The following is a 25683-nucleotide window of genomic DNA, read 5'->3' on the forward strand; positions in this document are numbered from 1 at the left end:
GCAAGCTGACCACCTCTGCGGGAGAGCCGCAAGGGCCTGCCGCCAACGCGGCCGATGGTGGCGGGCTGGCGCCCTTACCCCCGCCGCGGCACGATCGCGATCGGGATGAAGGTGTAAACCTCCTCGCCGTTCTGGTTGAACATGGTCCATCTCACCAGCGCGATGCCCTGAGGCTTGGATTTCGACGGCGTCAGGCTGAGCACCTCGCCTTCGAGGTGCAGGCGGTCATCGGGCCGCACAGGCAGCGTCCAGCGCAGGCCGTCGACGCCGGCGCCGATCAGCGGATGCGGGCCGAACGGGCGGGCCTGGATCGCGAGGTTCATGGCAATGGCCGCGGTGTGCCATCCTGACGCAGCGAGGCCCTTGAACAGCGTCGCCTTGGCAGCCTCATGATCCAGGTGCATCGGCTGCGGATCGAACTCGGCTGCAAAGCGCTTGATGTCGGCCTCGGTGACCTGGATTTCAGGGGACTTGAAACGCATTCCGACGGTGAGATCGTCAAACCATTCGACCGACGCCATTATTTCGCCTCGCAAGGTGATGTGCCGCTGGAGCCGGCGCGGCTAAATGGATGGACCAATTGCACGATGTAGCGGGCCTGCGGCTGACAAACCAGCCCGCGGTTCCCCACGAAACCCCTTTCCCGAATGCACGAAACACGCCTGAAACAGATGGCCGGTTATGTAGCCGTCAAAATCATACAGGGACGGCCATCATGAAATTCTTCCTAGACCTGATCCGGGATTATTCGTGCTGCCAACATCTCGTCGCCCTGCCGCACGGGGAGGACGAGCTATGATCGAGCTGATCTCGGCCGTGCTCGCACTCTGCAGCGTCGTCGTGTTTGCGGCGCATGCAGTTGATGCCTATCGCACGACGCACTCCTGACAGACTTGCTCAAACCGAATTCTCTTCACCCCTCCCCGCTGGGGAGAGGTGAATATCGGGGTGTCTCCTCACACCCTAAAACGGCCGCCGGTAGAAATGCTCTGAATGGGTTGCCGGCGGAAACCGGTTGGCGAGCGCCAAGGCCGCTCTTTCGTCGGTCTCGAGCGCGATCTTCTGCGCCAGCATCACGTCGCCCGGCACCAGGAAGCCTGACGGGACGAAGCACCATCCCATCGTCGCAATCCCGGCATCGTTGACCTCGTGGACGTTGGCGGCGGTCCCATAGTGAATGCGATACCGCTTGCCGGTATCGCTGCCGACCACATCGAAATACCGGTACTGCTCGAATTGCGCACGCTGCGCCGGCGACAGCCATTCGGACAGCAGCCGCCGACCGCGGGCATCCGGCGTGTTCTCGCCGAAGAAGCGCCGGTACAGCTCCCGCAATGCATGCAAGCGCGCTCGCGCCGGCGCGCCGAGCCTGAATACCGAGATCATGAGCTGTTCAGATCAGCCGCCGACAAGGCGGGGATAGAACAGCGTTTCCTCCGCGGTCGGATCGAATGACCTGATCCGGGTCACTTCGCCGGGCGCGGTTCTGACGGCCGCGGTAAAGCCTAACCCGGTCAGCTCCCGGAAGCGTCGTTCGGCCCGTGCCAGCGCTTCGGCATTCTCGGGATCAAACTCGTGGCGCGTATCGCCGCTATGATCCATTACGATCTGGGTTGCCATGTTGAGCTCCTCGTGCCCGGCCCCTGCCCCCGATCAAAGCAAACCTCGTACCATCAGTTCCCGTCAAGGCGACAACTTTCTCGCCCTCGGCCGGGGCACTTCTCCGTGAAGCGCCTCAACGCGCCGCAGCCGTCCCGCCTCCCTCGTCGATCTGCCGCCCCATCAGCGCGATCGCCTTCTGGTAAACGCCTGCGGCATTCCACGCCTCGATCGCGGCGAAATTCGGCTCGCCAGGCTGGTAGCCGGCGCCGGCGCGCCAGCCATGGGCCTTGAGGAAATTCGCGGTCGAGTTCAGCGCGTTGGCCGCGACGTCGAGATTGCCAGTGCCATAGGCCAGGATGTTCTTGGGCATGAACTGGGTTTGGCCGACCTCGCCATGCATGGAGCCGCGGGTTGATCCCGACAGCGCGCCGCGGTCGATCAGCTTCAGCGCCGCGTAGAGCTGGTCGGTGAAGAATTCGGGACGGCGGCAATCATAGGCCAGTGTCGCGATCGACGACAGCATGTTCTGGTTGCCGCGCTGGCTGCCGAATCCGGTCTCCATGCCCCAGATCGCGATCAGCGGCCCCGGCGGGACGCCGTAGCGCTGCTGGATCGAGGCGAACAGCGCGGCCTGCGACTGCTTCAGCGACCGGCCGCGCGCCACGATGGTGGTGGCGCCGCGCTTGGCAAGAAACTGGTTAAGCGACAGCGAAAAGCTGCGCTGGCCACGGTCCGCCGCAATGGTGCCGCTGGCGTAGTTGGCCTGCATCAGCGCAGAGATGGCGGTGGGCCCGATGCCCTTGCCGCGGGCCTCCTCGCTGAATTCGCGCTTCCAGGCCTCGAAGCCGCCAGGCCCGTTGCCGCATTGCGCGGCCTCGGCCGCGGACATCAGACAGAGGAACAGCGCGGTAGCGCCGATCATCGCCGTCGCAACTGTCCTGCCCTTGGTCATTCCGCATTCCTCTTCCCTGGATGCGCGACCGGCTCGCGCGGGGGCATGATCCTACGTCGATGGCCGTCGCTCAAGCCCCAGCGGGCGCAATCGGTGCCGGCAAAGCTCTTGACACCCGGCAATCTCCTAATTTCCGCCGTCGTCGTGACCAAGCAGGAAATCCACCATGATGCTCTGGTGCTGCTGGTACATGTCGGCACCGGTCGCGGTGACGCAGCCGAGCTTACGGGCTTCCGCAATGAAGGGCGAGACTTCTGGCTTGGTGATGACGCAGCCGCAATAGGCCGACGGCGCAAGCCGCGTGGCGTCGACCGGCAGCGGGTCGCCACCGAGAGGAAGTCTGCGAGGTCGTGAGGCGTGACCTGAACGGGAACGAGGACGCCGTCATGGCCGCGCGCAGCGAAGGCGGCCGTCATGCCGGCAGGCGAACGCACCTGGGCGATGGGGTCGCCGACGATGACATAGAGCCGCGTTGCGCCGCTGAGTGTCGAGATCATCTGGTTCAAGCCAGAGCCGCTAATTCCAACCCGTCAAGCCGGCCATCCGCCCGCCACCGTTCCAGCAGCCGCAGGAACGCCACCGGGCCGCGCCAGTATTGGCTGTTCCTTGCCGCGATCGGATCGAACACGCCTTCATTGTTGTAATAGCCCGGGGTGCATTCGGCGAGATAAGTCTGCCGGCCGAGTGCGGCTTTGACGACCTCGTCGACCCAGGCGTTTTCGGCCTCAAGCGTCGGCTCCAGGGTTCGGGCATTGCGCTTGCGCGCCTCCGCGATCACATAAGCGATGTGGCGCGACTGCTCGTCGATGATGTGCGGAAAGTTGGCGCTCTGGCCGGCCTGCACCGTGACGATCAGGAAGCAGTTGGGAAAGCCGCGGCTGTAGAAGCCGTGCAGCGTCTTGACGCCGTCTTGCCAGCGCTCGGTCAGGCTCATGCCACCGCGGCCATAGACCTCGAAGCCCATGCGCCGGGCATAGTTGGTACCGACCTCGAAGCCACTGGCATAGATCAGGCAATCGAGCTCATAGGCCTTGCCGTCGACGATGACAGCGTTCTCGGTAATGCGCTCGACGCCCCTGCCCTTGGTGTCGACGAGTTGCACGTTGGGGCGATTGAAGGTGTCGAGATATTCATCGTGGAAGCACGGTCGCTTGCAGAACGCCTTGTACCAGGGCTTGAGCGCCGCCGCGGTCGCCTCGTCCTTCACCACCGCATCGACGCGGGCGCGGATTTCTTCCATCTTCCCGTAATCGGCCTGCTCGATCACCTTGAGCGCCTGTTCCATCGAGGTGACCGGCTCGGGCTGGCGGCGCGGCGCGAGCAAAATCTCGCCGAGCAGTCCGGTCCAGCCGTCCTGCACCAGATCCTCCTCGAACGGCTCGCCCGAGATCACCGCGGTGAAATTGTCCATGCGCTCGCGCTGCCAGCCTGGCGTCAGGCTCTTCGCCCAGGCCTCGTCCGTCGGCCGGTCGTCGCGCACGCCGATCGCGGACGGCGTGCGCTGGAAGACGTAGAGCTCCTTCGCGGAACGGCCGAGATGCGGCACGCATTGCACGCCGGTGGCGCCGGTGCCGATGATGCCGACGCGCTTGTCGGCAAGACCGGTGAGACCGCCTTCGGCGTTGCCGCCGGTATAGGCATAATCCCAGCGGCTGGTGTGGAAGCTGTGGCCTTTGAACGTCTCGATGCCGGGGATGCCCGGCAGCTTCGGCCGGCTCAGCGGACCTCCGGCGAGAATGACGAAGCGCGCGCGGATGCGATCGCCGCGATCGGTCTCGACCAGCCAGCGCGCATCGTCTTCCTGCCATTCCATCCGCGAGATGACGGTCTGAAACAGCGCGCGCTCGTAAAGGCCGAAGTGACGGCCGATGCGGCGGGAGTGCTCGTAGATCTCCCGCGCACGCGCATATTTGCGCACCGGCATGTAGCCGGTCTCCTCCAGGAGCGGCAGATAGATGTAGCTCTCGGTATCGCAGGCCGCACCCGGATAGCGATTCCAGTACCAGGTGCCGCCGAAATCCGCGGCCTTTTCCACGATCCGGAAATCGTCGATGCCGGCTTCGCGCAGGCGCGCGCCGCACAACAGGCCGCCGAAGCCGCCGCCGACGATGACCACGTCGGTCTGTTCGCTGACGGTCTTACGCGCAAAGCCGGGATCGGCCCAGGGATCGTCGAGGTAGCGCGCAAAGCCGCCGGTCACCTCGACATATTGCGCCTTGCCCTCGGCGCGCAGACGGAGGTCGCGCTCGTCGCGATAGCGCGCACGCAATGCGGAGATATCGATCGTAGGTGTGCCGGCTGCGCCGGTCTTGTGTTTTTCCGCTGACATTCATTTCCTCCACGGCGGATGCTGCCTCGCCGATCGTTCGCATCAATTAGCCCCGAAAAAGTGACGCATGCAATCACGTCCGCTGTTTTTTGCGTGAACGGTGCGTGACGTTCCGCTAGCTTGCAGGCAAATCACAAGCGCGCGCCGCGCAACGACGTGGCGATCCGGAGGAGACAATGCAGGGATTGATGATGGACATGCCGCTCCTGATCAGCGGTCTGATCCAGTATGCGGCCGACTATCACGGCGAAGCGGAGATCGTCGCGCGCGAGATCGAGGGCGATATCCACCGTTACAGCTATGCGGACGCCCATCCGCGCATCAAGCGCATGGCGCTGGCCTTGAAGCGGCTCGGCATGAACCCTGGCGACCGCGTCGGCACGCTCGCCTGGAATACCTACCGCCATTTCGAAATGTTCTACGCCGCGCCAGGCATGGGCTATGTGCTGCATACCGTCAATCCGCGGCTATTTCCCGAACAGCTCGTCTACATCATCAACCACGCCGAAGACCGGCTGCTGTTCATCGATCGCGCCACGCTACCGATCGTCGAGGCGATCGCGCCGCAGCTCAAGACGATCGAGGCCTACGTCGTGATGTCCTCGCGCGAGCGCATGCCGGAGACGAAGCTTTCAAACGTCCATTGCTACGAGGAGCTTCTGGACAAGGAGAGCGAGGACGGTTTCGCCTGGCCGCTGTTCGACGAAAAGTCCGCCTCCACCATCTGCTACACCTCGGGTACGACAGGCAATCCCAAGGGCGTGATCTATTCGCACCGCGCCGCGATCCTGCAGACCATGACCTGCTGCAACTTCGACTTCCTGCCGGGACATGTCGAAGGCGTGCGCGAGGTGATGATGCCGATGGCGCCGCTATTTCACGGCAATGGCTGGAACATGCCGTTCACCGCACCCTACACCGGCTCGAAGCTGGTGCTGCCCGGCCGCAACTACGAGCCCGACAAGCTCTATGAGCTGCTGGAAGGCGAGAAGGTGACGCTGTCGGCGGGCGTGCCGAGCTTCTGGCTGATCCTGCTCGACTGGCTTGGCCGGACCGGCAACAAATTCTCGACACTGCGTGCAACGTTATCATCGGGTTCGGCGCCGCCGCGCGCCATGGTCGAGAAGCTCAAGCGCGAATACAATGTCGACTACATCCAGGCCTGGGGCATGACCGAGGCCCTGGGCTGCTCGATGCCTGGCTTGCGGCCCGGCTCGGAGCATCTCAGTGAGAAGGAGAGGTTCGACCGGCGCGTCGTATCGGGCCGCGCCTGCTTCGGCACCGCTTTACGCATCGTCGATGACGGCGGCAACGAGCTGCCGCGCGACGGCAAGACTGTCGGCCACTTACACGCCCGCGGGCCATGGGTCGCCTCAGGCTACATGAAGCTCGACGAAGGCCTCGACCCCGACGGCTGGCTGATCACCGGCGACATGGCCGTGATCGACGCCCAGGGCCACGTCACGCTGACGGACCGCTCCAAGGACGTGATCAAGTCCGGCGGCGAATGGATCTCCTCGATCCAGCTTGAGGACATCGCGCTGTCCCATCCCGAGGTGCTGCAAGCCGCCGTGGTCGCCATCGTGCACGAGAAATGGCAGGAGCGCCCCCTGCTCCTGGTCGTCCGCAAGCAGGGCTCGACCCTCGACGGCAAGACGCTGCTCGACCACATGCGCCCCAGGGTCGCGAGCTGGTGGATGCCGGACGCGGTCGAATTCCTGGACCAGTTCCCGATGACCGGTACCGGCAAGGTGCTCAAATCGGCGCTGCGCGAAAAATTCAGGGAGTATCGCGTGGCATAGGTCGCCCCACGATCGCGCGCGTTCTGTGCGCGATTGTCTTCATCATTTGGTAGATTCGGCAGGGATATATCACGGGCCTCGCTAATCCCAGGGATCGAGGACACCATGGCGTTTTCAGGATTGGGCCTGCATCTCGGCAACCTATCGCGCCTGTCGAATGCGCCGACGCGCTCGATCAGCCCTGAGAATTTTACGGGCGACAAGGGCAAGGGCGGCATGTCCGTCGACGGTCCGGCGGCACGCCAGGCGCGCGACCTCGGACAAGGCTGGAAGGTATCGCCCTATGTCGTCATCGAACCGGGCGCGACCTTCACGCTCGCCGACATCCAGGGCCAAGGCGCGATCCAGCAGATCTGGATGACGCTGGCACGCGGGCGGCTCCGCCATTCGATCCTGCGAATCTACTGGGATGACCAGGAGCAGCCGAGCGTCGAGTGCCCGGCCGGCGATTTCTTCGCCTGTGGATGGGAGGAGTTCGCGCAGGTGTCCTCCCTCGCGGTGTGCGTCAATCCCGGCCGCGCGTTCAACTGCTACTGGGAGATGCCGTTCCGCAAGCGCGCGCGCTTCACGCTGGAGAACCGCAGCGAGGAGCAGCTGACCGTCTACTACCAGATCAACTATACGCTGACCGAGGTGCCCGAGGATTGCGCCTATTTCCATGCGCAGTTCCGGCGCACCAATCCAATGCCGTACAAGGAGGTGTATGCCATCCTCGATGGCATCAGCGGCAGCGGCCACTATGTCGGCACCTACATGGCCTGGGGCGTCCACAACAACGGCTGGTGGGGCGAAGGCGAGATCAAGTTCTTCATCGACGGCGACGGCGAATTCCCGACGATCTGCGGCACCGGCACCGAGGACTATTTTTGCGGTGCCTATAATTTCGATCCCTATGTGGCACATTCCGGCCAGGGCCCGGCGCAGCAATCGCGCTACCAGGAGTTCACCACGCCCTACACCGGCCTGCCGCAGGTGATCCGCCCTGATGGCGTCTACAAATCGCAGCAGCGGTTCGGCATGTATCGTTGGCACATCCCCGACCCCATCCGCTTCCGCTCCGATCTGCGCGTGACAATCCAGGCGCTGGGCTGGTTTGCGGGCACCAAGGAGCCGAAATATCTTCCATTGCAGGACGACATCGCCTCGGTCGCGTTCTGGTACCAGACGCTGCCGACGGCGCCGTTCCCGAAGCTGCCTGACCCGGACCATCTCGAAATCGGCTAGACCGCCGTCCATCGATCAAGGAGACCCAGATGCTCTATCCGATGTCGCCAAAAGTCGTCGAGCTCAAGCGCAAGCTCGAAAGCTTCATGGACCGGCACATCTATCCGAACGAGGAACGATTCTATCGCGAAGCGGAGGAGCTCGGGCCGTGGAAGGTCTATCCCGTCGTCGAGGAGCTGAAGCCGCTCGCGCGCGCCGAGGGCCTCTGGAACCTGTTCCTGCCGGAGTCCAACCACGGCGCGGGCCTCACCAATCTCGAATATGCCCCGCTCTGCGAGGTGATGGGCCGCTCGCATCTCGCACCCGAGGTGTTCAACTGCTCGGCGCCAGATACCGGCAACATGGAGGTGCTGCAGCGCTACGGCACGGAGAAGGACAAGGAGCGCTGGCTGAAGCCGCTGCTATCAGGTGAAATCCGCTCCTGCTTCGCCATGACCGAGCCGGCGGTCGCATCGTCAGATGCGACCAACATCGAGAGCTCGATCGTGCGCGACGGCGATCACTACGTGATCAACGGCCGCAAATGGTACACGACCAATGCGACCGACCCGCGCTGCAAGATCTGCATCTTCATGGGCAAGACCGATCCGGACAATCCGGACCGCCACAAGCAGCAATCCATGATCCTGGTGCCGATGGACACGCCGGGCATCGAGGTGAAGCGTCCCCTCCCCGTATTCGGCTTCTACGGCGTGCCCGACCGCGCCTCGGAGGTCGTCTTCACCAATGTGCGCGTGCCGAAGGAGAACATGCTGCTCGGCGAAGGCCGCGGCTTCGAGATCGCGCAGGGTCGTCTCGGGCCCGGCCGCATCCACCATTGCATGCGCCTGATCGGCCTTGCCGAACGCACGTTGGAGAAGATGTGCCGGCGCGTGCGCAGCCGCGTCGCCTTCGGCAAGCCGGTCTCCGAGCAGACGGTGACGCAGGAGCGCATCGCGGAGGCCCGTATCATGATCGAGCAGGCGCGGCTGCTGACGCTGAACGCCGCCTCCGCGATGGACACCGTCGGCAACAAGGTGGCGAGGACCGAGATCGCGATGATCAAGGTCGCCGTGCCCAACATGGCCTGCCAGATCATCGACTGGGCGATCCAGGCCCATGGCGGCGGCGGCACGTCGAACGATTTTGGATTGACTCAGGCCTACGCCACCGCGCGCCTGCTCCGCCTCGCCGACGGACCGGATGAGGTTCACAGGAACCAGATCGCGCGGCTGGAGCTGAAGAAGTATTCGAATGCCTGAGTGGGCGCTGGCTCGTCAGCGCCGCACTATGAAAGCATCGAATCCAAGGCAATGGGCCGGGTCTAATCGAAGCTCGGCGGCTCACGAGTGGACGCTGATACATTCTGCTTCGCAATTGCGTCGAGCATCGCTCCGAAGATTATGATCGGCAGGTAAAACACAAGCATGATCGCATTCCTCCTGTTGTGACAACCTCGCCTTTCACGGCCGAGTTCCTCGAATAGATACTCGCGGGCCTTGGAACACTCTCGCCGCTTACCCGACTACCGAGATGAAACCGGGTTCGCAGGAAGTATCAGGAGCGCATCGCGTCAATCGCATGAGCGATCAAAACCACTGCGCTCGCGGCGATGAGAAAAACAAACAACCAACTCACGTCCGCCTCCAATGCCGGGAGTGAACGCGCTCATCCATGCACAGTCAAAAACCATCCGAATGGAACCGCAATTCAGCGGTTCGCTGATGCTTCGCAGCAACAAGTGCATCCGCTGTCGGCCCTATCGGCAGAACGCCAAAAGGAGCAACGTGCCGACCACACAGGCCGCGAGGACTAAAAACCAAACGCCCAATGCAGCTCCCCCCGACTCACACACTTGAATCAGGATTAGCTCCGCCATTCGGCATTGAAACGTTTGTTACCGGTTTTTCCCCAAGGCAAACGCGACCCCTCTGCCGCCGCCGCGTAATCGCGTTAATCCAATACCTCCACCGTCGCCGAGCGGCCGGCGACGAGCGCCATGTTGTCGGGGACGTTCTCCAGCGCGATGCGCACGGGCACGCGCTGGGCGAGCCGCACCCAGCTGAAGGTCGGGTTGACGTTCGCAAGCAGGCTCGCGCCTTCGGCCCGATCGCGGTCCTCGATGCCGGCGGCGATGCTCTCGACGTGGCCGGTGAGCGTGGCCATCTCGCCCATCAGGCGGATCTGCACCTTGTCGCCGACACGGATGCGCGCGAGCTTGGTCTCCTCGAAATAACCCTCGACATGCAGCGTGTCGGTATCGACCAGCGCCATCACGCCCTTACCCGCCGTGACGTAAGCGCCGGGCCGCAGGTCCATGTTGGTGATCACGCCATTCACGGAGGCGCGGACCTCGCTGCGATCGAGATTGAGCTGGGCCACCGCACGGTCGGCGACGGCCTGATCAAAGGCTGCCTTGGCCTGGAGCTGGGTCGCCAGCACCTGCTCCTGCTTCTGCTGCGATACTGCATCGGTCGTCAGCGCGCTATAGCGCTTCAGGTCGGCGTTGGCCTGATCGAGAGTGGCCTGGTGACCGGCGACCGCGGCATCGGCCTGCCGCAATGCCAGCGCAAAACGCTCGCGGTCGATGCGAAACAGGACATCGCCGCGATGGACCTTCTGGTTGTCCTTGACCAGCACCTCCGTGACGAAGCCGGACACGTCGGGGGCGACCTGGACCACGTCGGCGCGCACACGGCCGTCGCGCGTCCACGGCGATTCCATGTAGTAGACCCAAAGCTCGCGGCCGACGGCGAGCGCTGCGATGACGATAATGACGGTCAACGCGAGGCGGCCCAGCCAGCCAAGATTCCCTTTCATGGCAGAAACTCCGAGAGATAGACGGCGCCGCCGAGAAGGCAGACGAAAATCGCGAAATCGAACAGCGCGCGATGCCAGACCAACCGGTAGAGATCAAAACGCTGCATGAGCCGGCGGAGCAGCGCGCTTAGTACATAGGCGACGATGATCCACAAGAGCAGCGCGGGCACCAGCACACCGTAGATGTCGATCTGATATCTCATGCAGCAACACTCTTGCCTGAGCTTGGCCGATAGGCCGGTGCGTCCGGAAACAGGCCACGCCGGATGCCGACGAGGCCAATCAAGGCATCTTCTCGCGCGCGGTCATTGGGATCCTTGACGGCGCGGGCCAGCGCCAGATCGATGCTCGTCAGCAGCTCGAACGGCATTCCACCGCCCGCATATCTGCGGCAGGCAATGGCGAGCTGATCGAGCATATCGTCGATGACGTGGATGGTCGTCGCGGCGAGACCATAACGGGCGCGGCGCAGGTCGATGATGTTCAGCCCGATGCGAAGTTGGACCAGGCTGTCGGCGTCGCGGCGATCGCTCTCGGAAAGGAAGGCGATGCGTTGTACCAGGAGTCCGAGCCGGTGCAGCATGAGGCCGGCAAACTCCGCGCGGTCGCGCTTGCCGCGACGCTCGGCGGCGACCGCGAGCGTCTTCCAGTTCGAGAGCACCAGGCGATTGGCGATCCACTCCGCCCCCACCCCGCGCGCGATCCTGGTCACGAGCTCGGCGATGACGACACCGACGAAGAAGGCGACGGCGGAATTGGCGTAAGACGCGAAATCCGCGTTGTAGGTCGATTGCAGCGCGAGCAGCGTCGCCGTGTTGGCCGCGAGCGCCATGCCCGTTCCCGCGGTTGCCGGTCGTGCGATCAAAAGACCATAGAGCAGGAAGGTCGGAGCCAGCGCGAAGATGAGGACCTCGATATGGGAGATCGCAGGCACCAGCGCGAACAGGTAGATCGCGACGACCACGATGGCGACCAGCGACCACAGGCCGAAGCTGCGGATGAAGCGCGCGGGCTCGTCCTGCGCGGCGAAGAACGAGCAGGCGACCGCTGCCATCATCGGCGCCGACGCGCCGTCCGGCCACCCGGTCCCGATCCAGAACGCGCAGCAGATCAGGATGGCGATGGCAGCACCGGCCGCCGACCACAATGCAAGGCCGCGATCCCTGTGGCGGACGGGCGCGGCGCCCGCCTCGGAATGGAACGCCAGATCGACGGTTGAGATGCTACGGCTCTCGGCGATCGCCTCGCTCAGCGCGCGGCAGTCGCGCGAGAGGTCGACGAGTTCGCGCAGCCGCAATAGGAGGCTCGTGGTGATGATCCGCTCCCAGGATGCGCCGCCATCGAGCGTCGCCTGCCGCTCGGCGATCGTGGCGCGGATCTGGTCGGCGGGCTTCCGCGCGTTGACGTCGCCGGCAATCCATTGCGCCAGATCCTCGAGAAGCCGCTTCAGCTCGGGCTGTCGCCGCAAGGCCTCCTCGCCGAGCGCAGCCAGCCGGTCTTCGAGCGAGGCGATCACCGGCAGCAGCATCAGCATGCGCAGCCGGATCTCACTGAGACCGCTTACGGCGTTGCTGTCGGACAACCGGTCATAGGCGAGATGGGTGGAGAGCGTGTCGATCTCGACGATGTCGGTCGCAAGCTGGAGGCGCCTCGCACGGCGCGTCTCGGTCGTGCCTTCGCGCAGCAGCACGGCCCGGCTGAGGCGGCGTGCATCCGACAGCCAGGCGTCGATGCGGCCGGCGACCGCGGGCGCAATGCTGCGTGGAAAAATAATGGTGGAGACGAGGCTGGCGCAGATGATGCCGAGGGAGATTTCCTCGAGCCTCGCCACCGCGGTATCGAAGATGTTGCCGGGCTCGGACACCGACGGAAAGCCGATCAGCGCAACCGTGTATCCGGCCAGCATGAAGACATAGCTGCGCGGCGTGCCGTCGAGCAGCGACAGATAGAGGCAGAGCCCGACCCAGAGCGCGATCGCGAGGCACAGGAGTTCCGGCGCATCGATGAGGTTGGGCACCAGCGCCACCGTCATCGTCGCGCCGACCAGCGTGCCCATCACGCGGAAGAACGCCTTAGAGCTGGTCGCGCCCGCCAGCGGTTGCGAGGTGATATAGACGGTCGCCATCGCCCAATAAGGCCGCGGCAGGTCCATCGCCAAAGCGATGACGAGCGCCAGCATCGACGCGGCAAACGTCTTCAAAGCGAAAATGAGGTCCGCGTGGCGGACCAGGAACGGCTCTTCGGCGCGCATGACTATTTCGCCTCTGAAGCAGTCTTGGCGTCATGCAGGCGACTGGCCCGCTGCTCGATCCGCTGGAGCGTCTCGAAGGTTACTGCAAGTTCTTCAGCTCCGATATCCTTCAACAGGCTCGCCCGCACCCGGCGCAGCACCCGATTGGTCTCCTCGACCTTGGCCTCGCCCGCTTTCGTGAGATGTAGCGTTTTGGCGCGCCGGTCGGTCGGATCCTCGCGGCGCTCCACGAGGCCCTCGGCCTCGAGCAGGTCGATCAGGCGGACCAGCGAAGGCCCTTCGATGCCCAATTCATCGGCGAGCACGCCCTGGCGGACGTTTTCGCCCTGGCGCGACAGCACCAGAAGCGGAATCGCGGTCGCATAGGACAGGCCGTGATCGGACAGCGCCTGGTCGGACTCGCGCCGCCAGATGCGGCCAAGGCGTGTGATGAGCCGGCCGATCTCGGCGTGGATATGGGCCTGCGAGGGAGCCATGCAAAATTAGATAGGACACGAACTATTAGCTTGCAACTATATAGTCCGACATAGGTCGGACGATCACGAGAAAGCGAACGAGACAGCACGATATGGGACCGGGTACCGCGACAGAGGCACGGGAACTGATTGCGGGCGAAAGCGCGCTGACGCTGATCCCGACCTTCGTCGTCGTGGCCGTGGATGCCACGGGGATGGGAATCATCCTGCCGCTCCTGCCGTTCTATTCGCAGCGGCTCGGCGCCACGCCATTCCTGGTCGGCGCGCTGATCTCGGTCTATGCCGTCTGCCAGCTCATCGCCGGCCCCGTGGTCGGCATGCTCTCGGACCGCTATGGCCGCAGGAAGGTGCTGGTCGTGAGCCAGATCGGGACCTTCGTCGGATTCGTGCTGCTCGCGCTCGCGGGCAACCTGACGCTGGTGTTCCTGGCGCGCATCATCGACGGCCTCACGTCCGGCAATATCTCGGTCGCTCACGCCTATGCCGCCGAGCACAGCGCGCCGGCGACGCGCAAGCAGGCGCTCGGCATGACGAGCGGCGCAATCGGAACGGGATTGCTGGTCGGCCCCGCGCTGTCGAGCCTCCTTGTCCACTACGGCGAAACTGCGCCGGTGTGGGCCGCGGCCGCGCTCTCATTGATCAGCATCCTCGCGACAATCGCCCTGCTCCCGCCGGATGATCCGGCCTCCGAGCCGCTCTACCAGCACCGCGTGCCCGAGCCGACGCTGACCCGCTCGATGCTCGGCATGCGTTACGCCTGGCGCCTGCTCGGCCTGCTCATCGTGTTCTTCTTCGTCAACTCGATGTTCCTGTCGCAGATCGGCCTGTTCCTGTCGGCGCGGTTCTCCTGGGACGGACACCCCTTCGGCGCGCGCGAGCTCGGCTGGATGTTCGCCTATGCCGGCTTCATCAACATGGTGGTCCAGGGCTTTCTGATCACGCGCTCGAACCTGATCGCCTCCGACCGCAGCATCGTAGTGGCGGCGTTCGCCTGCATGGGTCTCGGATTTGCTGGCCTTGGGGCCGGCAACAATATCAGCCTGCTCGCCATCTACCTGACGCTGATCATCGTCGGCGCCATGTTCGCCCGCAGCACGCTGACGGCGGAGCTGTCGCGCAGCACCGCGATCAACCGCCAGGGCATGATCATGGGCCTCAATCAATCCTTGATGTCAGGCGCAAACATCAGCGCGCCGCTCGTGAGCGGCGCACTGATCGGCCATCGGCTCTTCGTCGCCTGGGCGCTGGCGATGGCCGCGATTGCGGCGATTGGAGCGGCGCTGGCGGGCCAGTTGCTCGACACGCCGCGGACGCGATAGCGGAGACGAAATCGCGTGTTCACCTCTCCCCATCGGGGAGAGGTCGGATTGCGAAGCAATCCGGGTGAGGGGCCGCAGCGATCAGTGAGACCGTAACCCCTCACCCGGATCGCCTCTATCGATGCGATCCGACCTCTCCCTACGGGAGAGGTGAAGCGCACTCCTCGGCCCCCACCGATTCAACCAGTACCTTAGCGCCCTCGCCTCAATTCACCACGTACACGTCCGGATCGAAGCTCGAGCTCGGCTGCTTGAAGGCGTTGCGCAAGGCCGGAGACATCTGGACGTTGTAGTTGAGGCCGTTCGGCGGCGTCGGCGATTGCAGCCACTTCTTGTAGAGCACCTCGATCTCCGGGCTCTGGTAGAGCTCCGTGGTCGCGCGGTCGGCGAGCGCCTTGAACGGCGCATCCTCCCTTCGCAGCATGATCCCGTAGGGCTCGGGCTTCGAAAAGGTCTCTTCGCTGATCATGAACAGCGCCGGCTCCTTCGACCGCGCGATCGCGACCGCGAGCTGCACGTCGTCGAGCGCGTAGGCCTGGGCGCGGTCAGTCTCCAGCATCAGGAAGGCCTCGGCCTGGTCCTTGGCCGGCAGGATGTTGATGCCGAGATTGCGCTCGGTGTTGACTTTGGCGAGCTGCGTCAGATTGACCGATCCCGCCACCGCCGTGACCGCCTTGCCCTTGAGATCGTCGATGGTGTTGATCTTTGCAGCTTTCTTGGCGGCGAAGCGCGTTGCGCTCAGGAAATGCGTGTTGGTGAAGGCGACCTGCTTCTGGCGATCGGCATTGTTGGTGGTCGCCGAGCAGTGCAGATCGAGCGTGCCGTTGACCATCAGCGGAATGCGGTTCGACGACGTCACCGCAATGTAGTCCACGGCGATATCGGGCGTGCCGAGCTGCTTCTTCACGGCATCTACGATCTTGAGACAAATATCCATGGCAAAGCCGACCGGCTTCTGGTTGCCATCGAGATAGCTGAAGGGAACGGAGGCCTCCTGATAGCCGAGCGTGATCTTCTTCGTTTCCTTGACCTTCTGGAGCGTACCTGAGAGATCTTCGGCCGAGGCGGCGCTCGCAAGACAAGTCAGGGCTAGAACAACGGTAGGTAAGCGCATCGGGGGTCCTCAAGGGGGTCATTGCCTGCGCCTTCATGCCGGGCGCCGCCATCAAGTTGATACCGCAGCCGCAGACGGGCTGCCAGACCAGCCTGCGCCTATCAGCTATCGCGACTTTTTATACATCGTGACGGCGGTTGGTCTCCGCCGACGCGAGCGGCCCTTGCTCCACCCCGTGCTGCGGCGCGAGGTCCGGAAATGCATGCACACATTTTGACCATATCCCCGGCTCCGCTGCTGCCAAACTGGAGCTGCCGCACGTGGGCAACTTGCTATAAGTTGGCCCACGAAAGCCATGGCCATGACTGCGCAGACCGCCTTTGACCTGATCATTCGGAACGTGTTGTTGCGCGGAGCCGCCACACCCGTCGATATCGGCGTGAAGGGCGGCAGAATCGCCGCCATTGAACCTAAGCTCGCTTGCGAGGCCGCCGAGATCTATGCCTACGGCCAGCTCGCCCTACCCGGCTTCGTCGACACCCATATCCATCTCGACAAGGCCTGCCTGCTCGGCCGCTGCGGGCACAATCACGGCAGTCTCGGCGATGCCATCCGTGCCGTATCGGCGATGAAGCGCGACTTCACTGTCAAGGACGTCTATGCGCGCGGCGCCAAGGTGATCGAGCGCGCCATCGTGCAGGGCACGACGCGCATGCGCACCCATGTCGAGATCGATCCGCGCATCGGTTTGCGGAGTTTCGAGGCGGTGAAGGCGCTCAAGCGCGACTATGCCTGGGCGCTCGACCTCTCGCTCTGCGTCTTTCCGCAGGAGGGCCTGACCAACGATCCCGGCGCCGAGGAGCTCCTGGTCCAGGCGCTGCGCGACGGCGGCGAGGTGATCGGCGGCTGCCCCTATACTGACACCGACCCGAACGCGCATCTCGAACGCATTTTTGATCTCGCGCGGGAATTCAACGTCGATGTCGATCTTCATCTCGACTTCGATCTCGATCCATCCTGGTGGCACCTCGACGAGGTCTGCCGGCAGACCGAGCGCCACAACTATCAAGGGCGCGTGGCGATCGGCCATGCGACAAAACTCTCCGCGCTGCCGCCCGAGCGCCTGAAGGCGGCCATCGCACAATTGGCGAAAGCCGGCGTCGCCGTCACTGTGCTGCCCGCCACCGATCTCTATCTGATGGGGCGCGAGGCCACGCACAACGCGCCGCGCGGGCTGACGCTCGCCCACAAGCTCGCAGGCGATGGCGTCGTATGCTCGGTCGCCACCAACAACGTGCTCAACCCGTTCACGCCATTCGGCGATGCCTCGTTGCTGCGGATGGCGAATTTCTACGCCAATGTCGCGCATGCCTCCGTCGCCGACTTCGACACCTGCCTCGATCTCGTCACCGAGCTGCCCGCGCGGCTGATGAATCTCACCGACTACGGCATCAAGGTCGGTAATCCCGCCGACCTCATCGTGCTCGATACGCAGGACAGCCGCTTCGCCATCGCCGAGCTCCCGGACATCGTGATGGGCTTCAAGAACGGTCGCCAGACGTTCGAGCGGCAGAGGCCGGTCCTGTTTGGTCCCTCTGGGCCCAGCGCTCCACGCGCCTGATCTGCGCGCGTATTGCGTGGCGGCCAGGGCTGCGCGACTATTGCACTCACGACAAACGGAGGACGAACAGGATGGCCTTCGATACGATGTTCCTGAATGCCCACTTCGACGGCGGCTCCCGACATCACATCGCCGTCAAGGACGGCCGTATCGCCGCGATTACCACCACTGACGAACCTCCAGCCGCGACCGAGACGGTCGACCTCAACAATGCCCTCGTCGTCCCCGGCTTTGTCGAGGGTCATATCCATCTCGACACCAGCTTCTATGGCGACGCCTGGCGGCCGCACAAGCCATGCACCCATGGCTTCGACGTGCGCGAGCGCGTGGCCTTTCAGGCCCAGAACATGGCGGAAGCAGCTCCAATGGATGTTCGGGCACGCAATCAGCTCGACCTCTGCATCGGACACGGCTCCACGCAGATGCGCAGCCATGTCATGGTCGACGGCTCGGTCGGCCTAAAGTCGCTCGAGACGATCTTGCGGGTGCGCGAGGAATACAGAGGGCTGATCGACATCCAGCTCGTCGCCTTTCCGCAGAGCGGCATTCTGGCGAGCCCGGGCACGCCGCAATTGCTGGACGACGCCATCAGGTTCGGTGCGAATGTCGTCGGCGGGCTCGATCCCGCGAGCTTTGATCGCGACGTCGAGAAGCATCTCGATGTGGTGTTCGGCGTGGCCGGCAAGCACGGTGTCGATGTCGACATTCACCTGCACGACAGCGGCACGCTGGGCGCCTTCGAGATCGAGCAGATCGCGGCGCGCACGCGGGCGCTCGGCATGGAAGGCCATGTCGCGATCAGCCACGCTTACGGGCTCGGCGACATCACGCCGGACCATCTCAAAGGTGTCGCAGATACCCTTGCGCGCTCCGGCGTCGCCATCATGACGAACGCGCCGGGCGCACGTCCCTTCCCGCCGATCCTTGCCTTGCGCAATGCCGGCGTGACCGTCTTCAGCGGCAACGACAACATTCGCGACTCCTGGTGGCCTTACGGCGATGGCGACATGCTGCGTCGTGCAACGACCATCGGATATCGCTCGGGCTTCAACGTCGACGAAGAACTGCGCGTCGCATTCGATCTCGTCACCCAGGCCGGCGCGAAGGCGCTTCGGCTCGAGGATTACGGCCTGCGAGTCGGCGCCAAGGCCGATTTCGTAACGCTGAATGCGGAACATGTGCCCGAGGCGGTCGTCGGGCCGCCGCAGGCGCGCTCCGTCTACAAGGAGGGTAAGCTCGTCGCATCAAACGGTAAGATTGTCGGGAGACGCAGGTGACGGTCAGGCCGGACGGCCGCATCGTACCGTTGATCTTCCACAGAGTACCACTCCCGGTAGTTTCCCGGACCGTAGACTCTCGCCGAATCCCGATAGAACTGCGCGTTGCAAGTCCGGCGGCGCGGATCATACTTGGGCCTGCACTGACGTCTGCATTCAACGAGGAAGCATCGACATGTTCAGCGCATTCAGCAGCATCGACTATGATTCCATCCGGACGATGACTCCGGTCGATGCGGCCGTGAAACGGCTCGACGGCATCGGGCATGTGCTGTCGGGCCTCGACATTTCCGCGATCCACACGCAGGACGACATGACGCGCGCACTCTGGACGCTGGACGCAGCCGACAAGTGCGTCCGCGCGGTTTTGGCCGAATTCCGCACCGAGCCCGACACGGAGCAACTCGTGCGCAAGTCCAGGAACCTGATCGACCTGATCGAACTCGCCCGCGACGAGGTCACGAGCTATCGCGGCAGCGAGGTGCTGAGCTGAAGGCGCGTCACGTCTTTCGATTGATTTTCGCCAGGATGCGGTCCGCCTCGGTACGCCAATCGGCGCTGCGGGCGAATTCCTTCGTTCCCTTCCTGCCGAACAGGCCGTCGTCGGCGAGATCGGCGACCCAGGCCTGGCGCTCGGCGGTGCCTTGCGCCGACCACGGCGTCAGCCCCGCCTCGCGCACGGTCTCCGCGACCTCCCGCACCTCCTCGGCACGGCGGCGGCCGTGCTCGATCACGCGCTGGAAGAAATAGGCACCCTGCTTCTCCCAGTTGATGCCGGGAAAGGTCTCGGCGAGCGAAGCGAACACCGCATCCTCCACGCCATAGGCGCGCGCGGTGGTGAAGCTTTCGATGACCATGGCCTCCAGGCCCTTGATCATGATGCTGCGGCACATCTTCACCGCCGAAGATACGCCCAACTTGTCGCTGGCGACCTTGGCTGCGAAGCCGATCGCATTCAGGAGCGGCTCGAGCTCCTTCGCGCCGGGACCGCCGAGCAGAAGCGGCACCTTGATCCGATAAGGCGGCACCGAAGTCATCACCGCGCCCTCGACATAGCGCCCGCCGGCAGCGTCGATCGGCGCGGCGGCGCGCTGCTTGGCGCCGGGCGAGGCCGAGTTGAAATCGAGGAACCAGGTGCCCTGGTTGACCGCGGCCGCGCAGGCCTTGGCGACCGGCACGGCCTGGCTTGCGGTGACGGCCGAAACGATGAAGTCCGATTTCGCAGTCAGCTCGGCATGGGAGCCTGCGAGCGCCACGCCGAATTTAGCCGCGTGGTCCTTCAGCGGCGCGCCCTGTTCGCCTCCGAGCTTGATGTCATAAGCTGCGACCTTGATGTCCTGCTGGCGCAGGTCCTCGGCCAAAATCCTGCCGACCTCGCCGTAGCCGACCAGCCCTATCTGCCATCGCCTCGGATCCGACATCAGCTCAGCCTCTTGGTGGTCTCGTCAAAGAGCTCGTCGACGGTGAAACGGCGCGGGATCAGCGCCTGCTGGAATGCGTAGTCGATGATCAGCTCCAGCGGCTTGCGATTGGCCTCGACCCCGAACGGGACAAGGTCGGGTGTCGCCGCGGGTCCTGCCCGCTCCTTGTTCCGCTTGAGAAGATCATAGACGCCGGCGACCACGTCGGGATGAGCTATCGCGAGTTGCTCGGTCACGACCACGAGATGATTGACGGGAACGACGCCGCGGCGCGCGTACCATTTCGCCGCCTCCGCGGCCGGATTGGGGAACAGCGGCTTCAGGCGCGCATCGTTCGAGGTCTCACCGAGAACGGCGTCGAGCTCACCGTCAAGCAGCATCTGCAGGATCTTCTTGTCCTTCGGCGCGCGCTCGGTCGTATCGACATATTCGGCGACATGCGGATCCTCGAACGTCACCCAGCGAATGTTGTCAAGTTTCACGCCATAGTCGTTGGCAAGAATGCCCCTGATCCAGGCGCCCGTCGTCGTCGTGAACGAGCGGATGCCGACGCGCTTGCCTTCGAGATCGGAAGGCCCAAGCGTTCCGCGCTCCGGATTGTACAGCGCGTAGGCATGCTGGAAGCGGCCGAGCATGGTCGCCGGCAGCAGCACCACCGGCTTGCCGTGCGCCTTCGCCATCAGGTAGGTGACGATCGCCATCTCGCAGACGTCGAAGGCCTGCTCGCGCACCATCGGCTTGAACGCCGTGTTAGTCGGCGTGTACTCGATGAAGTCGAGATCGAAGCGGTCGGAGCGGAGCTCGCCGCTCTTCACGGCCTGGACATGGGGGTGACTGCCAAGCACAGCCCGCAGCTTGAGACGATCCATCCGCCCGCTCCGCTTCTCTTTCGTAGCTTTAGACGTCCTCAGGACTATCGACATAGACGAGCCCGGCTTTCGCCAGCGCCTCGCGCATATTGTACATGTCGAGACCGAGTTCGCCCGAGGCAAGCCGCTTGCGCTTGCCGCCCTCGTCCGCATTGCGCTTCTTCGCCTTCTCGGCGACCTCAGCGGCGTAGCGCTTCGGCACCACCACCACGCCGTCGTCATCCGCCACGATGATATCGCCGGGATCGACATTGACGCCGGCGCAAACCACGGGGACGTTGACCGAGCCGAGCGTCGCTTTCACCGTGCCCTTGGCCGAGACCGCGCGCGACCACACCGGGAACTTCATCTCGTGCAGCGCTTTGACATCGCGGCAGCCGGCGTCGATGATCAATCCCTGCACGCCGCGCGCCTGGAGCGAGGTCGCGAGCAACTCGCCGAACATGCCGTCGGTGTTATCGGTGGTGCAGCCGACGACGAGAATGTCGCCCTTTTTGCACTGCTCGACGGCGACATGGATCATCCAGTTGTCGCCGGGCTGCGCCAGTACGGTGACGGCGGGACCCGCAATCGCCGCGCCCGGCAAGACCGGCCGCAGATAAGGCTTCATCAGGCCGATGCGGCCGAAAGCTTCGTGCACGGTGGAGACGCCATATTCCGCCATCCCGGCGGGATCGGCGCGCTTGATGTTGCGAACGACGACCGGCTTCATGCCAGGACCTCCTCGACCGTCGGGAACAGGCGCTGATAGGCCTCGCCATAGGTCATCGGCACGCCGGTGTTGCGGCTGCCCTGGATGCCGCGGTTGAGTGCGACGCGCTCGTAATAACCCCAGAGATGCTTTTGCGCGGCGAGTATCTGGAACGCCTCGTACTTCTCCTTCCAGACCTCGTCGATCTTGAGGATCAGGTTCGGCTTGAAATTGCACATCTCCGGCTGGTGCGGCTCGAACAGGAACACCGGCGGCGCGGAATATTTGTACTGCGCACCGGGCTTGTGGCCCATGGCCTGCGCCACGACACGAGTCTCCTGCGCGAAATGCGCCGCGTTCGGATGGTCGAAATTATAGGGGTCTTCCAGCGCGTGCGTCAGCACGAAGCTCGGATTGAGCTCGCGGTAGATGTCGACCATGCGGTCGAAATGCGCCTCTGTGAGTTTCAGCGGATAGTCGCCGCAGTCGAAGAACTCGATCTCGGCGCCGAGCAGTTTTGCCGCCCGCTCCGCCTCGTCCTTGCGGCCGGCCTTGACCGATTCCAGCGTCGCGCCCGTCTCCTTCCAGGCGAACTGGCTCTCGCCGCGCTCGCCGAAGGACATGCACACGATCTTCATGCGAAAACCCTTCTTCGCATGCAGCGCGATGGCGCCACCGGCACGCCAGACGAAATCGCCCGGATGGGCGGTGATCACGAGACCTGTTTTCATGGGACAAACTCCCCTCTTTCTTCGTAAGCATCATAGGCTGCTTGCGTCATGCAAGCAGCACGTTCGTCAGACGGCTGCTTCCGCGGGTTCCTCTTCGTCGAGCGCACGCCTCAAGCGCTCGCCGTCGAGCGCGCCCTCCCATTTGGCAATCGCGATGGTCGCAACCGCGTTCCCGATCAGGTTGGTCGGCGTCAGCCCCTGCGACATCAGGCGATGGATACCGAGCACCAGCGCAACGCTCGCAACTGGAATGGTGCCAGTCGCTGACAGCGTCGCCGCCAGCACGACGAAGGCCGCGCCCGCGATTCCCGCCGCGCCCTTGGAGGTCACGAGCAGGATCAGCAGCAGCTCGATCTGCTCGGCAAGGCCAAGCGGCGTGTTGGTCGCCTGCGCCAGGAACACCGAGGCGGCAGCGAGATAAAGGCAGGTGCCGTCGAGATTGAAGGAATAGCCGGTCGGGATCACCAGCCCGACCACGCTGCGTTCGCAGCCGGCCTTCTCCAGCTTGGTCAGCATCCGCGGCAACACCGTCTCCGACGATGTCGTGGCAATGCAGATCAACAGCTCCTCCCAGATATAGCGGATCAGCTTGAGCAGCGAGAAGCCGCAGAGCCGCGCCACCGGGCCGAGCGCCACGATGATGAAGACCACGCAGGTGAGATAGAAGCCGCCCAGGAGCTTGCCGAGGGACGCGAGCGAGCCGACGCCGAACTTGCCGACCGTGAACGCGATGGCACCGAACGCGCCGATCGGCGCCGCCCACATCACGAAGCCGACGACGGCAAACACCATCCTGGCGGCGATGTCGATCAGATTGACCAGCGGCGCCGCGCGCTCGCCGAGCTGCACCAGCGCAAAGCCGCAGAGGACCGAGGTGAACAGGACCTGGAGAATATTGCCCTCGGCGAACGCGCCGATGAAGGTTGCGGGCACGATGTTCATCAGGAACGGCACGAAGCCGATGGCGCCGGTCTGCCTGACGTAAGGCTCGATCGCGCCGGCATTGATGGTCGCGGGATCGATGTTCATGCCGACGCCGGGCCTGAGCAGGTTGACGGCAATGAGGCCGATCACCAGCGCGATCGTGGTCATGATCTCGAAATAGACGATCGCCTTGATGGCGACGCGCCCGACACGCGCCATGTCGGCCATATGGGCGATGCCGTGCACGACGGTACAGAAGATGATCGGCGCGATCAGCATCCGGATCGCCTTGATGAAGGCGTCGCCGAGCGGCTGCATCTTGGCGCCCGCCTCGGGATTGACGATCCCAAGCGCGATGCCGGCCGCCATGGCGATGAGCACCTGGATCCAGAGCTCCTTCCACCAGGCGCGCGCGCGGTTTGTCGATCGCGAGCGCCGTCATTCGTCGAACCCGAACAGGCGTGCCGGATTGCTGACGAGGATTTTTTGCTGGAATTCGGCTTCCGGCGCGAACAGCGGGATCAGGTCGACGAGGTCGCCGTCGTTCGGCATCACCTTGACGTTTGGATGCGGCCAGTCGGTGCCCCAGATGACGCGATCCACTGCCGTCTCGACGATCTTGCGCGCAAACGGCACTGCATCGGTAAAGGGCGGACCGGCCGAAGAGACTCGCTCGGAGCCGCAGATCTTGACCCAGCACTTCTCGTCACGCTGCATCAGCTCGGTCAGGATCTTGAACGGAAGCTGATCGAGCCCGTCGGCGGCCTTCACGCGGCCCATGTGGTCGATGGTGTAGCTCAGCGGCAGCTTCGCCAGCATGTCGGCATATTCGGGCAGATCGATCGCATCAAAATGCAGGTCGATGTGCCAGCCGAGCGGCGCAACCATGGCGATGACGCGGTCGAAGACGCGCTTGTCGGGAACGCCGCCGAGATGGCGCACGAAATTGAAGCGACAACCGCGGAAGCCGCCCTCGTGCAGCTCGCGCAAGTCCCGTTCGGTGATGGTGTCGTCGATGTTGGCAACCGCGCGGTAGGCGCCGTTGCTTTGCGCAATGGCATCAAGCGCGACGGTGTTGTCGGTGCCGTGCACGCTGGCATTGACGATGACGGCGCGCTCCACCCCAAGCTTGGCATGCAGCGCGCGAAAATCCTCCAGCGGCGCGTCGGGCGGCGTATAGGAGCGATCCGGTGCGTACGGGTATTTCGCCCCGGGCCCGAAGATGTGGCAATGCGCGTCGCAGGACAGCTTCGGCAGCTTGAATTTTGGCGTGCGCGTGTTCGGATCGGGCGGCGGAATGGTCGGCGTGTACATCATCGTCATCAGGTGAACTTGAACAGCCGCGCCGGATTGTCGACCAGCAGCTTCTGCCGGACCTTCGCATCGGGCGCATACAGGGGGATCAGGTCGACGATCTCGCCGTCATTCGGCATGATCTTGACGTTGGGATGCGGCCAGTCGGTGCCCCACAGCACGCGGTCAGGCGCGTTGTCGATCAGCGCCTTGGCGAACGGCACCGCGTCGTGGAATGGCCTGCCCGCGCTGGAGGCACGCTCGAGGCCGGTGATCTTGACCCAGCACTTCTCGTCCTTCTTCTGAAGGTCGAGCGATGCGGTGAAGCCGGAATCGTCGAGCCCCTTCCCGGCCTGGACCGTCCCCATGTGATCGATCACATAGCGCGTCGGCAGCGCGGTCAGGATGGGCGCGAATTCGGCGATCGTGCCCGGCTCGAAATAGACGTCGACGTGCCAGCCGAGTTCGGCGATGCGATGCACGATGCGCTGGAACTTGGTTATGTCGCCGACACCGCCGAGGCGCTTCAGGAACGCAAAGCGGCAGCCGCAGATGCCGCCCCTGTCCAGCGCCGCGAGCTCCTTGTCGGACATCTCGTCATTGACGTTGGCGATACCCTTATAGGCGCCTTCGCTCTGCGCAATCGCGTCGGTGACGACGCGATTGTCGGTGCCGTGCACGGTCGCATTGACGATCACGCAGCGCTCGACGCCGATCTTCTCGTGAACGCTGCGGAATGCTTCCAGCGGCGCGTCCGCCGTGTTGTAGGGCCGGTTCGCCGCGAAGGGATAGCGGGCCGCGGGTCCGAAGATATGGGTGTGGGTGTCGCAGGATTTCGGCGGCAGCTTGAAGGAAGGTATCCTGGGATTCGGATCGGGCGGGGTAATCGTCGGGATCACCTTCTCGGCGCCTTGCGCGTGCGCCTCACCCGCCCACGCGGCGCCGGCGATCCCGGTCAGCAGTTGCAAGCATTCCCGCCTGTTCATTTCCTCAATACCCAGTCAAATCGTCCGCTTGCGAGCGGAAACGCGACCCGCGTCTCCCCTCG

24 protein-coding genes and 1 pseudogene are annotated in these 25683 nt (G+C 64.1%); 8 read left to right on the forward strand and 17 right to left on the reverse strand.

What is annotated here, in order from left to right:
- Positions 1–74 precede the first annotated feature (74 nt).
- The 4 genes from AYJ54_RS17265 to AYJ54_RS17280 all read right to left on the reverse strand — a co-directional run bounded on the left by AYJ54_RS17265 (position 75) and on the right by AYJ54_RS17280 (position 2554).
- Positions 75–521, reverse strand: coding sequence for a MaoC family dehydratase (locus tag AYJ54_RS17265; RefSeq protein WP_063700375.1), 447 nt, complete (start codon positions 519–521; stop codon positions 75–77).
- Between the two features lie 442 nt (positions 522–963).
- Entirely contained in the window at positions 964–1386 is a 423-nt protein-coding gene (locus AYJ54_RS17270; RefSeq protein ID WP_063700377.1) for a hypothetical protein, read from the reverse strand.
- A 12-nt stretch (positions 1387–1398) separates the two neighbouring features.
- Complete coding sequence (locus AYJ54_RS17275) at positions 1399–1620, reverse strand: hypothetical protein (protein WP_063700379.1); 222 nt, start codon at positions 1618–1620, stop codon at positions 1399–1401.
- A gap of 115 nt (positions 1621–1735) precedes the next feature.
- Positions 1736–2554, reverse strand: a complete 819-nt coding sequence (locus AYJ54_RS17280) for a lytic murein transglycosylase (protein WP_063700382.1) — start codon at positions 2552–2554, stop codon at positions 1736–1738.
- Between the two features lie 45 nt (positions 2555–2599).
- On the opposite strand from AYJ54_RS17280, the gene AYJ54_RS53995 reads away from it, so the two are divergent.
- Positions 2600–2908 carry a hypothetical protein gene (locus AYJ54_RS53995; protein WP_063700384.1) on the forward strand — a complete coding sequence of 103 codons (309 nt, stop codon included), beginning with the start codon at positions 2600–2602 and terminating at the stop codon, positions 2906–2908.
- A 148-nt stretch (positions 2909–3056) separates the two neighbouring features.
- On the opposite strand, the gene AYJ54_RS17290 is transcribed toward AYJ54_RS53995, so the two are convergent.
- Positions 3057–4883 (reverse strand): flavin-containing monooxygenase, encoded by a 1827-nt coding sequence (locus AYJ54_RS17290; protein WP_063700386.1) that lies wholly within the window; start codon positions 4881–4883, stop codon positions 3057–3059.
- 176 nt (positions 4884–5059) lie between these two features.
- Between AYJ54_RS17290 and AYJ54_RS17295 the strand changes: the two genes are divergently transcribed.
- The 3 genes from AYJ54_RS17295 to AYJ54_RS17305 all read left to right on the forward strand — a co-directional run bounded on the left by AYJ54_RS17295 (position 5060) and on the right by AYJ54_RS17305 (position 9150).
- A complete protein-coding gene (locus tag AYJ54_RS17295) occupies positions 5060–6685 on the forward strand; it encodes a long-chain fatty acid--CoA ligase (protein ID WP_063700388.1) in 1626 nt (541 codons plus the stop codon).
- Positions 6686–6790: 105 nt separating this feature from the next.
- Positions 6791–7909: a glycoside hydrolase family 172 protein gene (locus AYJ54_RS17300; protein WP_063700390.1), complete on the forward strand. Its 1119-nt coding sequence runs from the start codon at positions 6791–6793 to the stop codon at positions 7907–7909.
- Positions 7910–7938: 29 nt separating this feature from the next.
- A complete protein-coding gene (locus AYJ54_RS17305; protein ID WP_063700392.1) occupies positions 7939–9150 on the forward strand; it encodes an acyl-CoA dehydrogenase family protein in 1212 nt (403 codons plus the stop codon).
- 691 nt (positions 9151–9841) lie between these two features.
- Here the strand turns inward: AYJ54_RS17305 and AYJ54_RS17310 are convergent.
- From AYJ54_RS17310 to AYJ54_RS17325, 4 genes are read right to left on the reverse strand one after another with little or no spacing between them, the layout of a single operon-like run.
- Entirely contained in the window at positions 9842–10708 is an 867-nt protein-coding gene (locus AYJ54_RS17310) for an efflux RND transporter periplasmic adaptor subunit (RefSeq protein ID WP_063700394.1), read from the reverse strand.
- Positions 10705–10911, reverse strand: coding sequence for a DUF1656 domain-containing protein (locus AYJ54_RS17315; protein WP_063700396.1), 207 nt, complete (start codon positions 10909–10911; stop codon positions 10705–10707). The genes AYJ54_RS17310 and AYJ54_RS17315 overlap by 4 nt, the downstream gene beginning before the upstream one ends.
- Entirely contained in the window at positions 10908–12959 is a 2052-nt protein-coding gene (locus AYJ54_RS17320) for an FUSC family protein (protein WP_063700398.1), read from the reverse strand. Before AYJ54_RS17320 ends, AYJ54_RS17315 begins: the two co-directional genes overlap by 4 nt.
- A gap of 2 nt (positions 12960–12961) precedes the next feature.
- Positions 12962–13435: a MarR family winged helix-turn-helix transcriptional regulator gene (locus tag AYJ54_RS17325; protein WP_063700401.1), complete on the reverse strand. Its 474-nt coding sequence runs from the start codon at positions 13433–13435 to the stop codon at positions 12962–12964.
- Between the two features lie 92 nt (positions 13436–13527).
- Here AYJ54_RS17325 and AYJ54_RS17330 point away from each other — a divergent pair, with 92 nt between their 5' ends.
- A complete protein-coding gene (locus AYJ54_RS17330; RefSeq protein WP_063700403.1) occupies positions 13528–14754 on the forward strand; it encodes an MFS transporter in 1227 nt (408 codons plus the stop codon).
- 205 nt (positions 14755–14959) lie between these two features.
- Here the strand turns inward: AYJ54_RS17330 and AYJ54_RS17335 are convergent, their stop codons facing one another.
- Complete coding sequence (locus AYJ54_RS17335) at positions 14960–15868, reverse strand: amino acid ABC transporter substrate-binding protein (RefSeq protein WP_063700405.1); 909 nt, start codon at positions 15866–15868, stop codon at positions 14960–14962.
- Between the two features lie 301 nt (positions 15869–16169).
- Between AYJ54_RS17335 and AYJ54_RS17340 the strand changes: the two genes are divergently transcribed.
- The 3 genes from AYJ54_RS17340 (at position 16170) to AYJ54_RS17350 (ending at position 19199) form a co-directional block, all read left to right on the forward strand.
- Positions 16170–17429: an amidohydrolase family protein gene (locus AYJ54_RS17340; RefSeq protein WP_063700560.1), complete on the forward strand. Its 1260-nt coding sequence runs from the start codon at positions 16170–16172 to the stop codon at positions 17427–17429.
- A gap of 71 nt (positions 17430–17500) precedes the next feature.
- Positions 17501–18706, forward strand: coding sequence for an amidohydrolase family protein (locus tag AYJ54_RS17345; protein WP_063700407.1), 1206 nt, complete (start codon positions 17501–17503; stop codon positions 18704–18706).
- 175 nt (positions 18707–18881) lie between these two features.
- Complete coding sequence (locus AYJ54_RS17350) at positions 18882–19199, forward strand: hypothetical protein (RefSeq protein ID WP_063700409.1); 318 nt, start codon at positions 18882–18884, stop codon at positions 19197–19199.
- Between the two features lie 7 nt (positions 19200–19206).
- Here the strand turns inward: AYJ54_RS17350 and AYJ54_RS17355 are convergent, their stop codons facing one another.
- The 7 genes and pseudogenes from AYJ54_RS17355 to AYJ54_RS17385 all read right to left on the reverse strand — a co-directional run bounded on the left by AYJ54_RS17355 (position 19207) and on the right by AYJ54_RS17385 (position 25621).
- Positions 19207–20130: a DUF1932 domain-containing protein gene (locus tag AYJ54_RS17355; protein ID WP_201724204.1), complete on the reverse strand. Its 924-nt coding sequence runs from the start codon at positions 20128–20130 to the stop codon at positions 19207–19209.
- On the reverse strand, positions 20127–20996 hold the full coding sequence (locus AYJ54_RS17360) for an ABC transporter substrate-binding protein (protein WP_063700413.1): 870 nt from the start codon (positions 20994–20996) through the stop codon (positions 20127–20129). Before AYJ54_RS17360 ends, AYJ54_RS17355 begins: the two co-directional genes overlap by 4 nt.
- Before the next feature lie 28 nt (positions 20997–21024).
- Complete coding sequence (locus tag AYJ54_RS17365; RefSeq protein ID WP_063700415.1) at positions 21025–21708, reverse strand: 4-carboxy-4-hydroxy-2-oxoadipate aldolase/oxaloacetate decarboxylase; 684 nt, start codon at positions 21706–21708, stop codon at positions 21025–21027.
- Positions 21705–22418, reverse strand: coding sequence for a PIG-L deacetylase family protein (locus AYJ54_RS17370; protein WP_063700416.1), 714 nt, complete (start codon positions 22416–22418; stop codon positions 21705–21707). Before AYJ54_RS17370 ends, AYJ54_RS17365 begins: the two co-directional genes overlap by 4 nt.
- 66 nt (positions 22419–22484) lie before the next feature.
- A pseudogene (gene dctA / locus AYJ54_RS17375) lies at positions 22485–23784 on the reverse strand (C4-dicarboxylate transporter DctA).
- The gene (locus AYJ54_RS17380; protein ID WP_063700418.1) at positions 23781–24665 is read right to left on the reverse strand and encodes an amidohydrolase family protein; all 885 of its coding nucleotides are present in this window, start codon (positions 24663–24665) and stop codon (positions 23781–23783) included. Before AYJ54_RS17380 ends, dctA begins: the two are co-directional and overlap by 4 nt.
- Positions 24665–25621 carry an amidohydrolase family protein gene (locus AYJ54_RS17385; RefSeq protein ID WP_063700420.1) on the reverse strand — a complete coding sequence of 319 codons (957 nt, stop codon included), beginning with the start codon at positions 25619–25621 and terminating at the stop codon, positions 24665–24667. Before AYJ54_RS17385 ends, AYJ54_RS17380 begins: the two co-directional genes overlap by 1 nt.
- Between the last annotated feature and the right edge of the window lie 62 nt (positions 25622–25683).

The organism is Bradyrhizobium centrolobii (assembly GCF_001641635.1).
Taxonomy (GTDB): Bacteria; Pseudomonadota; Alphaproteobacteria; order Rhizobiales; family Xanthobacteraceae; genus Bradyrhizobium; species Bradyrhizobium centrolobii.

Excerpts from the sequence above, each read along its gene's own strand:
- AYJ54_RS17265 (WP_063700375.1), bottom strand. The coding sequence starts at position 521 with ATGGCGTCGGTCGAATGGTTTGACGATCTCACCGTCGGAATGCGTTTC.
- AYJ54_RS17270 (WP_063700377.1), bottom strand. The coding sequence starts at position 1,386 with ATGATCTCGGTATTCAGGCTCGGCGCGCCGGCGCGAGCGCGCTTGCAT.
- AYJ54_RS17275 (WP_063700379.1), bottom strand. The coding sequence starts at position 1,620 with ATGGCAACCCAGATCGTAATGGATCATAGCGGCGATACGCGCCACGAG.
- AYJ54_RS17280 (WP_063700382.1), bottom strand. The coding sequence starts at position 2,554 with ATGACCAAGGGCAGGACAGTTGCGACGGCGATGATCGGCGCTACCGCG.
- AYJ54_RS53995 (WP_063700384.1), top strand. The coding sequence starts at position 2,600 with ATGATCCTACGTCGATGGCCGTCGCTCAAGCCCCAGCGGGCGCAATCG.
- AYJ54_RS17290 (WP_063700386.1), bottom strand. The coding sequence starts at position 4,883 with ATGTCAGCGGAAAAACACAAGACCGGCGCAGCCGGCACACCTACGATC.
- AYJ54_RS17295 (WP_063700388.1), top strand. The coding sequence starts at position 5,060 with ATGCAGGGATTGATGATGGACATGCCGCTCCTGATCAGCGGTCTGATC.
- AYJ54_RS17300 (WP_063700390.1), top strand. The coding sequence starts at position 6,791 with ATGGCGTTTTCAGGATTGGGCCTGCATCTCGGCAACCTATCGCGCCTG.
- AYJ54_RS17305 (WP_063700392.1), top strand. The coding sequence starts at position 7,939 with ATGCTCTATCCGATGTCGCCAAAAGTCGTCGAGCTCAAGCGCAAGCTC.
- AYJ54_RS17310 (WP_063700394.1), bottom strand. The coding sequence starts at position 10,708 with ATGAAAGGGAATCTTGGCTGGCTGGGCCGCCTCGCGTTGACCGTCATT.
- AYJ54_RS17315 (WP_063700396.1), bottom strand. The coding sequence starts at position 10,911 with ATGAGATATCAGATCGACATCTACGGTGTGCTGGTGCCCGCGCTGCTC.
- AYJ54_RS17320 (WP_063700398.1), bottom strand. The coding sequence starts at position 12,959 with ATGCGCGCCGAAGAGCCGTTCCTGGTCCGCCACGCGGACCTCATTTTC.
- AYJ54_RS17325 (WP_063700401.1), bottom strand. The coding sequence starts at position 13,435 with ATGGCTCCCTCGCAGGCCCATATCCACGCCGAGATCGGCCGGCTCATC.
- AYJ54_RS17330 (WP_063700403.1), top strand. The coding sequence starts at position 13,528 with ATGGGACCGGGTACCGCGACAGAGGCACGGGAACTGATTGCGGGCGAA.
- AYJ54_RS17335 (WP_063700405.1), bottom strand. The coding sequence starts at position 15,868 with ATGCGCTTACCTACCGTTGTTCTAGCCCTGACTTGTCTTGCGAGCGCC.
- AYJ54_RS17340 (WP_063700560.1), top strand. The coding sequence starts at position 16,170 with ATGACTGCGCAGACCGCCTTTGACCTGATCATTCGGAACGTGTTGTTG.
- AYJ54_RS17345 (WP_063700407.1), top strand. The coding sequence starts at position 17,501 with ATGGCCTTCGATACGATGTTCCTGAATGCCCACTTCGACGGCGGCTCC.
- AYJ54_RS17350 (WP_063700409.1), top strand. The coding sequence starts at position 18,882 with ATGTTCAGCGCATTCAGCAGCATCGACTATGATTCCATCCGGACGATG.
- AYJ54_RS17360 (WP_063700413.1), bottom strand. The coding sequence starts at position 20,996 with ATGGATCGTCTCAAGCTGCGGGCTGTGCTTGGCAGTCACCCCCATGTC.
- AYJ54_RS17365 (WP_063700415.1), bottom strand. The coding sequence starts at position 21,708 with ATGAAGCCGGTCGTCGTTCGCAACATCAAGCGCGCCGATCCCGCCGGG.
- AYJ54_RS17370 (WP_063700416.1), bottom strand. The coding sequence starts at position 22,418 with ATGAAAACAGGTCTCGTGATCACCGCCCATCCGGGCGATTTCGTCTGG.
- AYJ54_RS17380 (WP_063700418.1), bottom strand. The coding sequence starts at position 24,665 with ATGACGATGATGTACACGCCGACCATTCCGCCGCCCGATCCGAACACG.
- AYJ54_RS17385 (WP_063700420.1), bottom strand. The coding sequence starts at position 25,621 with ATGAACAGGCGGGAATGCTTGCAACTGCTGACCGGGATCGCCGGCGCC.